Origin of the sequence: Microcoleus sp., from assembly GCF_049646505.1 — a bacterium.
In the GTDB taxonomy this organism is placed as follows: domain Bacteria; phylum Cyanobacteriota; class Cyanobacteriia; order Cyanobacteriales; family Microcoleaceae; genus Microcoleus.
Genome location: NZ_JBARVX010000345.1, coordinates 1 through 10200 on the forward strand (window position 1 = coordinate 1; position 10200 = coordinate 10200).

Genomic DNA, 10200 nt, shown 5'->3' on the forward strand with positions numbered 1-10200 from the left:
GCCCCCCTGACGCAAGCGATAGCCCGCCGTCAAACCCGCAATCCCGGCACCGACAATCAAAATGGGCGATCGTCCCTGCTGCTGAGCAAAAGCCCCCTGCCGGGTAAAAGTCGCAGCAGCAGCAGCACTCGCTACCGCCAAACCCCCGTGCAGCAACTGGCGCCGAGATATGGGAAAATTGGAACTGCGCGAAGTCAGCACCCCCAGTAATTCATCAGCCGGAATGCCCGTTTCCCTAGACTTCTGGGCAATACTCGCAGCGCGGCGCAGCATTGCCATCAGTGCAGATTTAGCCATAATTGAGACGCCCTCACAAAACTTCGGTGTAAACTGGATTCTCGATCGAACTTGATTGTGCACTTTCCAGACTAAAGTACAGAGAGATTTTTTTAATAATGCTAACCCTCAGAACACTGTTCGACAGCAAATTTTATCTCGAAAACAACCCAGATGTCGCCGTAGCAGTCGCCAGAGGCACGGTATCGAGCCCCTTCGATCACTACCGAAAAATTGGCAAATTTGAAAATCGCGACCCCAACGCCCTGTTCGATGCCAGCTATTATTTAGACACCAATACAGACGTAGCAGAGTCTGCCAAAAACAACGGATTTTCTGGGGCAGATCACTTTATCAGATTCGGTCAATTTGAAGTTCGCAACCCCAACCCGTTATTCGATGTTAGTTTCTATCTAGCAAGCAACCCAGACGTTCAGACAGCAGTCCAAGCAAATCAATTTACCGTATTTGAACACTACTTGAAAGTCGGTCAATTTGAAAACCGCAAACCGAGCGCTTTCTTCGATCCCAGCTTTTATCTAGAAAAATATCCGCTGATAGAAGCTGCAGTCACCAGCGGCGCAATTCAAAGTGCGATCGGCCACTACATTCAATTCGGTCAACAAGAAGGATTGTTGAGCACTCTCCCCGATCCCGCCGACAACTTAAACGCAGCGCAAAACCTAGGAATTCTTGGAGAAATTCAAACAGCAAGCGATTTTATCGGCGCGGCCCAACCAACCGACATTTACAGTTTCATCCTGAATACTCCGAGCCTTTTCAGTGCAACAGTTGACGGTTTGAGTGCAGATATTGATGTAGAATTAATTCAGGATCTCAACGGTAACGGTGCAGTTGGATTAGAGGATCTTATTGCTTCGTCCAACAATTTAGGAACGGCTTCAGAAACAATAGTCAGCAACGGGGCTTTGCCTGCGGGGACTTATTTTGTCCGCGTGTCTCAATTTCAAGGAGATACAAATTATGACTTGAGATTGCTATCTGCTCCCTCAGTAATACCGCCCCAAATTTAAAATGTAATAAACGTATATAGCAAGCCTAAATCAGTCAAAAAAACCCACACTTCTCCTCACTTCTCCTCTCTTCCTTCGCGATCTTTGCGCCTTCGCGGTTCGTCAAAAAAATCTGGTTTACAAATGATTTAGACTTGCTATAAAGCTGACAGCAAAAAAAACGATCGACAATTTGCCCCAGTCTTATACCAAATTTATAAAATATCGCTACATATCTACCCCCCCAACCCCCCCTTATAAAGGGGGGGAGTCAAACTTTCGGTAGTAGCATAACTTTATGAAATTGGTATTAATTCGTACTTTCCGGCCCGCCCGGAGAAGGCAAAGATTGAACAGGTGTTTGAGGCCAATTAGAGCGACTTTTGCTGAGAGTGGCCGATACCAAAGCATAGCCCAAAATAGCAGGCAGGACGATCGCGCTCAGAAACACGATCGCCGCAGCCCAAGTCATCGCATTCGAGATCGGGCCGTAATGAGTGCGGTAAGGGTCAAAAGTTGGTAAATTAGCCCTCGGGGCGTCCCGCAGCGCGATCGGACGTTTGAACCGCACCCGCCTGTCATCGAGCTTTTCGAGCAAAATCCAGCCAATTTCTGCCTCTTCCCGGCACAGCTTGTGAAAAATCGCCGGATTGCGAAACAAATCGCTGCTAGCCCGCACAATCTTGTACTCCCAAACCGCCAAATCATCAGAATTGCGATCGGATTTAGGATTGCCATTCGAGCGCGCATTTTCCGGCTTATTAAAATTATCCTCTTGAGATTCGTACCGAGTCAAAACTTCCTCCTCATCATCGCATTTTTTCCCTGCAACCAATTGCTCGCGGCTCACCAAAAGACCCACGAGTGCAGCCTCCAAGCCGAGACTGCCAACCATCAAACTCCAAATTAGAATTTCCACCATAAAAGGAGTTAAAAATTAAAAATTAAAAACTCAAAAGACTCGCTTTTAACTTTCAATCTTTAATTTTCAAATAGCCTTCCACCACACAATCTGCACCCACAGCGCGCCAAGAAACCCGCTCTAAAGTCAAAGCCTCAGTCATTGCCGAAAATCCCAAATCTCCCACAGGAGTTGGAGCATCTCGGCCTCCGACAATTTTAGGAGCAATAAAAGCCATAATTTTTTGAACCGCACCTTCAGCAATTGCCGAAGCCGCCAAAGTGCCGCCGCACTCCCACAGTACAGAAAGAAAAGATCGATCGTACAAATAAGCCATCACATTAGTCGGTGTCAGCGGCGAGAGCTCCACAACTTCCACCCCTTTTGCGATCAAAAATTCCTGAAATTCCGGGTTAACCCCAGCTTCAGTCAGCACCAAAGTAGCAGCCGAGGAGGTTTCCCACAACCAAGCCGACTTCGGCAAATCCAGAGTGCGGCTCATCACCACCCGCAGGGGATTGTTCCAGTCGGGCTGGTGACTTGTCAGCAGGGGATTGTCCAGACGCACCGTATTTCCCCCAACAATCACCGCATCGCAGCCGACACGCACCCGGTGCACCTCTCTCCGAGCCTCCGAACCCGTAACCCAAGCGCTGTGACCGCTACTGGTAGCAATTTTACCGTCCAAAGTCATCGCATATTTCAAAATTCCAAAAGGCCGGCGGTACAAAATCCGGTGCGCGAAAGCCTCGTTGAGTTTCTGACAAGCTTCCCCTTCCACTCCCGCCACCACTTCAATCCCGGCTTCCCGCAACCGGGCGAGTCCAGCGCCGGCTACCAAAGGATTCGGATCGACCATGCCAGCCACTACTTTTGCCACCTTGGCTTTGACTAAAGCTTCGGAACAGGGAGGAGTACGCCCGTAGTGGTTGCATGGTTCCAGGTTCACGTAAACCGTCGCTCCTGCGGCGAGTTCCCCCGCTTCGCGGAGCGCAAATACTTCGGCGTGAGGTTTGCCGGCACCGGGATGAAACCCTTCGCCGACAATCTTGCCGTCTCGGACAATTACACAACCGACGAGGGGGTTGGGTGCGGTTTTGCCGAGGGCGCGGCGGGCCAATTCTATGCAGCGGCGCATCATGGCTCGATCGAACTCTTGAACTTGGCTGTTGTCCAGTTGTTTGGTAGATTGCTGCTGTGGGTTAGCTGAATTGGCGATCGGTTGAGCGTCCGCCCCAAAAGTGTCCATAAGATTTTGGTATGATATCTAACCCTAAGTTTAGTGACTTTGATGCTAATTTTGGGCCGCCGACGATCGATTCCTGCTAGGCGCACTGTACGGTATCGGGAGTCAAGGGCAACAAGCGGGCGATCGGGCAGCTTGTGACCCCAGCAAATAGCTTTAATATTAAGAAACAATAGCAGGCGCTTGAGAAAAAACAATGAGTCAGGACATGAAGCGGGAATTTGCCAGCCGCGACGAATTAATAGCCTACGTCAGCCAACAGTTTCCCGAAGCCGCCGCCCTCGATAGCAACGTACCCGCAACCCCAGGCGGGCGCAAAGCTGCTGAAAAAGCGCTGCAACAAATTGATCCCGGCAAATACGCCTCCACCCGCAATTTCCTCAACGGCGCGGTAACGCGGTTGTCGCCCTATTTGCGCTACGGCGTTTTGAGCCTTGCCGAAGTGCGAGATGTCGTACTGGAGAAGGTGCGACATCCAGAAGAGGCCGCGAAACTTGTCAACGAGTTGGGTTGGCGGGATTATTGGCAGCGACTGTACGCCGAATTGGGCAACGGGATTTGGCAAGACCGGGAACCCTACAAAACTGGTTACACTGCTACAGATTACAGCGAAACTCTGCCGCAGGATGTAGTCGAGGGCACGACTGGTAACGTTTGCATCGACAGTTTCAGCCGCGAGTTGCGAGAAACCGGTTATCTGCACAATCACCAGCGGATGTGGATGGCTGCTTATCTCGTACACTGGCGCCGCGTGCGCTGGCAAGCCGGAGCTCGCTGGTTTTTGCAGCACTTGCTAGATGGAGATCCGGCGAGCAACAATCTTTCTTGGCAGTGGGTAGCCAGCACTTTCAGTCACAAACCTTATTTTTTTAATCGGGAAAATTTGGAGCGTTACACTAAGGGAGTTTATTGTGGCGATTGTCCTTTTTACGGGCAGTGCGATTTTGAGGGAACTTATGAATATTTGGAAAGCAAGTTGTTTCCTCATGGCGAAAAGGTCGATCGCACGGGCGGTTCTAAAAGTTGGCAACGCCATAAAAAAGGTCATTAGTCATCAGTCATTAGTCATTAGTCATTAGTTATTGGTTATTGGTTAGTAGTTATTGGTTAGTAGTTATTGGTTAGTAGTTATTGGTTAGTAGTTATTGGTTAGTAGTTATTGGTTAGTAGTTATATCAAATCCGGTAGCATCGGAATGATTCAGATATATATCCTCTCCCTCTGTGTACTCTGTGTACTCTGTGGTTAAATCATTCCGATGCAAGCGGAAACGATATTATTGGTTAACAGTTAACAATTAACAGCTAACAGTTAACAGCTAACAGTTAACAGCTACCAACTAACAACTAACAACTACCAACTACCAACTAACAACTAACAACTAACAACTAACAACTAACAACTAACAACTAACAACTAACAACTAACAACTAACAACTAACAACTAACAACTAACAACTAACAACTAACAATTTATGAACAATCCGATTATTTGGGTGCACGGCGACTGTTTGAGTCCCCAAGGCCCGGCTTTTCAAGCGCACCCAGACGCGCCGGGAATCTGGGTTTGGGACGACGCGCTCATCGATGAATGGCAGTTGAGTCTCAAACGAACGGTGTTTATTTACGAATGTTTGCTGGAGTTGCCGGTAGTGATTAGGCGCGGCGGTGTGGCTGCGGAAGTTGTCGCTTTTGCGATCGAATCCGGCGCGAATCAAGTCGTCACAACAGAAAGTCCCAGTCCTCGGTTTCAGGATATTTGCCAGGAAATTAGACGATCGATCTCTGTAGAAGTTTTGCCGCCAGAACCCTTTGTCCGCTACGATGGTTACATTGATTTGAAGCGTTTTTCCCGATACTGGCGCGTCGCTGAAAAATATGTTTTTTAAGGGGAAATTGGTCATTGGGCATTAGTCATTGGTCCTGGGGAATGCCTGTTAAATCCGTTAAATCCGTTGCCGAATTTCCTTCAACTCTCCTTCAAACGCTTCAACAGCCATTGAAATCTCGATTCAGCCAAATCGGGATTTTCGACATTGGGGGCGATCGCGAATTCGTCGTCAGGGTTTTGATATATTAAATAATCATTCTCTTCGCCGAAGCGTTGGACTGTACCCCGCAGTCTCGACGACAGAAATTTTGTAACCGCCCGATAAAACCGCAGGGAAAACAGCACGTCTTGCTCCATTTTTTCTGTTAGCAGCCGCCTCGGAATTGACAGGATGAGGCACTCATCAATTGTCGTGACGCTAGCAGAAGGAAGCCTTCCGTCTACAAAAGACATTTCGCCCAACACTTCCCCGCAGATGATTTGTCCAAGTTCTTTTTTGCCCAAAGGTGATGCAGTAACGCTCAAAGTTCCCTCCAGAACTATGTACAGGGCCTCTAAGGGCTTACCTTCGGCGATCAGGGTGATGCCGGGGGGTACTTTGGTGCGGGTGCTGTTGGCGATCATCCAATCAATGTCGCGGTCGCTCAATTCGCCTAATATGATTAGAACTTTGCTCATAAAGTCAGGTTGAGATCGGATACTTTGTATTTTTTACTTGTGTAATTGCGTGCTGTTGTTAAATGGTCAGACTTTGAGCGAGAGCAAAAGTTTAACTTTACTAATAAAACGCTCTAGTTGATACGATTCTAATAATATTTAATAATTTTGACACGACCGATCGACAACTGTTTTTTGGATAAGTGATATCATACATCACTTGGAGGGGGCTGTGCAGCAGTCGATCGCCCCAGTGCCACCGCCCTAGCTTTCGCTTCCCGGATTCCCAAAACAATTTTGAAAGCTTGCTGTCTCTCGGTTTCGAGTCGGTGCGCCCTCGACAACCCAATTTTTCGATCGTTGGTGCCGGTACAGCGCACCCAAGTACAGAATTGTAGAATGCTGCGCGCCGCTCAATTCAAAAGAGCGCGAGGATGAAATCCCCCCCAGGATTGATTTTTATTAGCTCGCTGTGTAAATTAAAATTAGCATTTAAACCCGCTGTCGGTTCTTGAATCTAATCAGCTTGAGAGTTGACTGTTCAACGGTTGAGTGCCAATCTAGGAACAACACAACTCCTATTTGTGTCATTTTTCAACAAAGCTCTCAACAAGAGCCCTCAAACACTTACACTTTTAACACACCGTTCGTTGAGGAGTGTCTATGAATAGTCTATTTTCCAAGTCTAGTTTTGCGTTAATAAATCTTGCAGTGTTAGCTGTTTGTTGCAGTACCGTGTCAGCGAAAGCTGAAACCGGCAACTTGCCCGATGTCGGTACAGCGGCAAATACGGCGGCTCAAAATGTTGACCAAATTTTTGAGCCGGTGGCAACTTCAGCAGTTAAACTCGATGCTGAAACCGCAGCTACTAATACAAAAATTGATTCTATCAGTTCGATCGAACTAACAGAAGCGGCAGAACCAACAGCAGCCGCACCAGCAGCCAACTTGCCAGCATCTGTTGTCGCACCGTCGGAATCTGCTGCTGCAACAACATCAGAAATTGCTGGGACAGAAACGGCGAAAATCGAGCAGGCATCAATTGCTGCTGAGACACAAAACTCGGAAGAAACAGCTAAAATTTCTGATAGCGTCAAAGTGCAGCCAACAGTCGAGATTGCCGAAAAGCTCGATCGCTCCAATTTGGAAGAAACAGCAGCAAAGGAAGAAAAAGAAGTCCAAACAGCACAAGAAGTGTTAAGCAATCCTGTTAGCACTTCCGCCTCGGCCCTGACAAACCAACCGAAACTTGCCGAAAAACCCGCAGCAGTCTCGGACAAACCCGAGATATTGGCTCAACCAAGTACCATCAGACCGGGCAGAGCCACCCGTTCGGGCCCCAGCTACATCGGCATTGGCGGCAATCTAGGTTTTGGCGGAGATTCAGCCCTAGGCGACAGTTCGTTTGCGATTATCAGCAAAATTGGTTTGACAAACAATTTCTCGGTGAGACCGAGTGTTTTGTTCCGCGATGAGTTAACATTTTTACTTCCCGTCACCTACGATTTTGTATCTCAAGAAGCCGTCGAAGTCACCGATGATTTTGTAATTACTGCTGCTCCTTACCTGGGTGCTGGCGTAACAATTTCTACTGGCGACAACAGTAATTTTGGCTTCCTGATTTCGGGGGGTGTGGATGTGCCCCTGTCGAGGAATTTTACAGCAACAGCGGGACTGAATGTTGGTTTTCTCGACGGAGCCGAAGTGGGATTGTTACTCGGTGTCGGCTATACGTTCCCGAACATTTCCCGGTAGTATTGCTGTTTGAGCAAACGCACGATAAGTAAATAGGCGCGGGGTTGGCTGTAGGAATGCAGTCAACCCTTTTTTGATGGTGGAAAATCAACAGCAATCGAGAACACGGCTATTCGGAGAACATGGCAATTTGGAGAACACTTAGTTGTATAATAGCAAATCCTCTCTTCATCGGAATGATTCAGATATATATTCTCGGACTCTGTGTACTCTGTGTTCTCTGCGGTTAAATCATTCCGATGCAACCGGAAACGATATAATAGATAAACTAGCCTTACTAAAAAGTAGAATCCTATGTCGCAGGGAATCTTCAACAAAATCCTCAATCAGCTTGACACCCTGGAAGTGCTAGAACTACAGCAACTAGAGCGCGCTATTGGGAACTCTCTGGCTCAGAAAGAACAAGCTGCTCAACGCACAAGATTTCACCAAGCGCTGTTAACTTCTGGTTTAGTCAAAAAAATCAAGCATTCTTCTTGGACTCAGCAAACACAAAGGCGACTAATTCCGGTACAGGGGCAGCCTGTTTCTGAGACAATTATTGAGGAACGCCGCTAGATGACAATTTATTTTGTAAATAGCAGCGCGCTGGTCAAACGCTACCGAAAGTATTATTAACTCTGCAATGGCATTAGCTGAAACCTACGGATTGCGAGGCTGTGATGCTGTGCAGCTAGCAACAGGCTGTAGCATAAATAACCTCTGCACAGCTAACAATTTGCCTGCGATGACTTTTGTATCTGCTGATGGGGAGTTAAATGCAGCAGCAACAAGTGAGGGTTTGATAGTTGAAAATCCTAACAACTATCCGTAAGGTCGATCGTCGCCGGACGCGGAAATTCGGAGGATGAGGTGCAAAATTAACTGCGATCGCCCAGAGGGATTTTTGTGAAAGATATAATGATGGTTGGATCGATCGCACTTTTTCACCAACCACCCGAAAAAATCATGACCAAAACAGAAATCTTAGAAGCACTCAAAAATCTGACAGCAGAAGAACGCCTAGAAATCATCGAAACAGCCTCGCGGATGATGCGAGACGACATAGAACAAAAAGCCCAGCGCAAAGTTGAAAGAAAGCGGAAACTCAGAGCAGCAGCAGAAGCAGCGGTTCCTTTGTATGAACCAGGAGGGCCGCTGCACGATTTGTGGTCGCCTGACAGCGAACCGTATTTCGACTCAGAGGAAGAATATCTGAGCGCAGGGGTAAAAACTAATGCGTAAGGGTGAAATTTGGCTCGTAAAACTAGATCCAACTGTGGGAGATGAAATCGGCAAAACTAGACCTGTTGTGGTTGTCAGCGATGATGAAGTGGGAAATTTGCGGCTCAAAGTAATTGTTCCGATTACAGCATGGAACGATCTTTTTTCCCCGCTACAGTGGATGGTACAGCTCGAACCGACATCAGAAAATGGCTTGGCTAAAGTCTCAGCCGCCGACACTTTTCAAGTCCGTTCCGTCTCAAAACAAAGGTTCGTCCGATCGATCGGAACCCTGTCCGATACAATTATGGAAGACATTTCCGAAGCACTGACAATTGTTTTGGATCTGGATTGAATAACTAGCCAACAGCACACAAATAGTGTTAATTATAGATAGATTGTACGGCGCGATGGCCTAAATGATTCCTATACAACTTACACTCAAAAATTTTCTCAGCTATCGCGAAGCTGCTTTAGACTTTCGCGGCCTGCACACCGCTTGCATTTGCGGGCCTAACGGTGCCGGCAAATCCTCTCTGCTAGAGGCGATCGCCTGGTCGCTTTGGGGCTGTTGTCGCAGCGATACAGAAGACGATATCATTCATATCGGCGAAACTGACGTGCGCGTTGATTTCACTTTTTCCACCGGCGGCCAAATCTACCGGGTGATTCGCAACCGCAGGCGCGGACAATCGGGAAGTTTAGAATTTCAAGTAGCAACAAACCCCCCCTTCCCCCCCCTAGGTAAAGAGGGGCCCGAAGCATCTAATTCTTCTTTTGGTAAAGGGGGGCCCGAAGCATCTAATTCTTCCCTAGGTAAAGGGGGGCCCGAAGCATCTAATTCTTCTCCCCCCCTTGGTAAGGGGGGGCCGGGGGGGGTGAATTTTCGCACCCTCACCGACAAGGGGATCAGAAATACTCAGCAGAAAATTCTCGAACATATCAAATTAGATTACGATACTTTTATTAACTCGGCGTATTTGCGGCAGGGGCGTGCTGATGAGTTTATGCTCAAAAAGCCGATCGAACGCAAGCAAGTTTTAGCCAGCCTCCTCAAACTCGATCAATACGACACTTTAGCCGAACAAGCCAAGGAAAAAGCCAGAGAATTTAAAGCCAAAGTCGAAGTTCTCAAACACAGTTTGCAAACCGTACAAGAGCAACTGCAACAAAAAGAGGCAATCTGCGACGAACAAATTCAATTGCAGCAAGCAACCGATTTGCTTCAGCAGCAGCAGCAAGCCGACACTGCAGAATTGCAGCAACTGCAACTCCAGCACCACAACCGCCAAACTTGGCAAAAACTCCTCGCCGGCCA

13 protein-coding genes and 1 pseudogene are annotated in these 10200 nt (G+C 47.8%); 9 read left to right on the plus strand and 5 right to left on the minus strand.

Going from position 1 to position 10200, the window contains the following annotated elements:
• Positions 1–297, minus strand: a pseudogene (locus WBA89_RS17750) (flavin monoamine oxidase family protein); the annotation flags it as partial.
• A 98-nt stretch (positions 298–395) separates the two neighbouring features.
• Between WBA89_RS17750 and WBA89_RS17755 the strand changes: the two are divergent.
• Complete coding sequence (locus WBA89_RS17755) at positions 396–1310, plus strand: PPC domain-containing protein (protein WP_424408533.1); 915 nt, start codon at positions 396–398, stop codon at positions 1308–1310.
• 289 nt (positions 1311–1599) lie between these two features.
• On the opposite strand, the gene WBA89_RS17760 is transcribed toward WBA89_RS17755, so the two are convergent.
• Both WBA89_RS17760 and ribD read right to left on the minus strand, forming a co-directional pair.
• Positions 1600–2211, minus strand: a complete 612-nt coding sequence (locus tag WBA89_RS17760) for a hypothetical protein (protein WP_424408535.1) — start codon at positions 2209–2211, stop codon at positions 1600–1602.
• A 52-nt stretch (positions 2212–2263) separates the two neighbouring features.
• Positions 2264–3439 (minus strand): bifunctional diaminohydroxyphosphoribosylaminopyrimidine deaminase/5-amino-6-(5-phosphoribosylamino)uracil reductase RibD, encoded by a 1176-nt coding sequence (gene ribD, locus WBA89_RS17765; RefSeq protein WP_424408536.1) that lies wholly within the window; start codon positions 3437–3439, stop codon positions 2264–2266.
• A 193-nt stretch (positions 3440–3632) separates the two neighbouring features.
• Here ribD and WBA89_RS17770 point away from each other — a divergent pair, with 193 nt between their 5' ends.
• Positions 3633–4487 (plus strand): FAD-binding domain-containing protein, encoded by an 855-nt coding sequence (locus WBA89_RS17770; RefSeq protein ID WP_424408537.1) that lies wholly within the window; start codon positions 3633–3635, stop codon positions 4485–4487.
• 424 nt (positions 4488–4911) lie between these two features.
• Positions 4912–5325: a hypothetical protein gene (locus tag WBA89_RS17775; protein ID WP_424408539.1), complete on the plus strand. Its 414-nt coding sequence runs from the start codon at positions 4912–4914 to the stop codon at positions 5323–5325.
• A gap of 80 nt (positions 5326–5405) precedes the next feature.
• Here WBA89_RS17775 and WBA89_RS17780 read toward each other — a convergent pair whose 3' ends face one another.
• On the minus strand, positions 5406–5945 hold the full coding sequence (locus WBA89_RS17780; protein ID WP_424408541.1) for a cyclic nucleotide-binding domain-containing protein: 540 nt from the start codon (positions 5943–5945) through the stop codon (positions 5406–5408).
• A gap of 188 nt (positions 5946–6133) precedes the next feature.
• A complete protein-coding gene (locus WBA89_RS17785; protein WP_424408543.1) occupies positions 6134–6304 on the minus strand; it encodes a hypothetical protein in 171 nt (56 codons plus the stop codon).
• A 355-nt stretch (positions 6305–6659) separates the two neighbouring features.
• Here WBA89_RS17785 and WBA89_RS17790 point away from each other — a divergent pair, with 355 nt between their 5' ends.
• The 6 genes from WBA89_RS17790 to WBA89_RS17815 all read left to right on the plus strand — a co-directional run.
• Positions 6660–7679, plus strand: a complete 1020-nt coding sequence (locus tag WBA89_RS17790; RefSeq protein WP_424408545.1) for a hypothetical protein — start codon at positions 6660–6662, stop codon at positions 7677–7679.
• A gap of 294 nt (positions 7680–7973) precedes the next feature.
• Positions 7974–8237, plus strand: coding sequence for a hypothetical protein (locus tag WBA89_RS17795; RefSeq protein WP_333093085.1), 264 nt, complete (start codon positions 7974–7976; stop codon positions 8235–8237).
• A 67-nt stretch (positions 8238–8304) separates the two neighbouring features.
• Positions 8305–8493 carry a hypothetical protein gene (locus tag WBA89_RS17800; protein ID WP_424408547.1) on the plus strand — a complete coding sequence of 63 codons (189 nt, stop codon included), beginning with the start codon at positions 8305–8307 and terminating at the stop codon, positions 8491–8493.
• Between the two features lie 74 nt (positions 8494–8567).
• Positions 8568–8903, plus strand: coding sequence for a hypothetical protein (locus WBA89_RS17805; protein ID WP_424408549.1), 336 nt, complete (start codon positions 8568–8570; stop codon positions 8901–8903).
• Positions 8896–9237 (plus strand): type II toxin-antitoxin system PemK/MazF family toxin, encoded by a 342-nt coding sequence (locus WBA89_RS17810; RefSeq protein WP_106334466.1) that lies wholly within the window; start codon positions 8896–8898, stop codon positions 9235–9237. Before WBA89_RS17805 ends, WBA89_RS17810 begins: the two co-directional genes overlap by 8 nt.
• Before the next feature lie 64 nt (positions 9238–9301).
• A partial coding sequence (locus tag WBA89_RS17815) for an AAA family ATPase (RefSeq protein ID WP_424408551.1) occupies positions 9302–10200 on the plus strand: 899 nt, incomplete at its 3' end.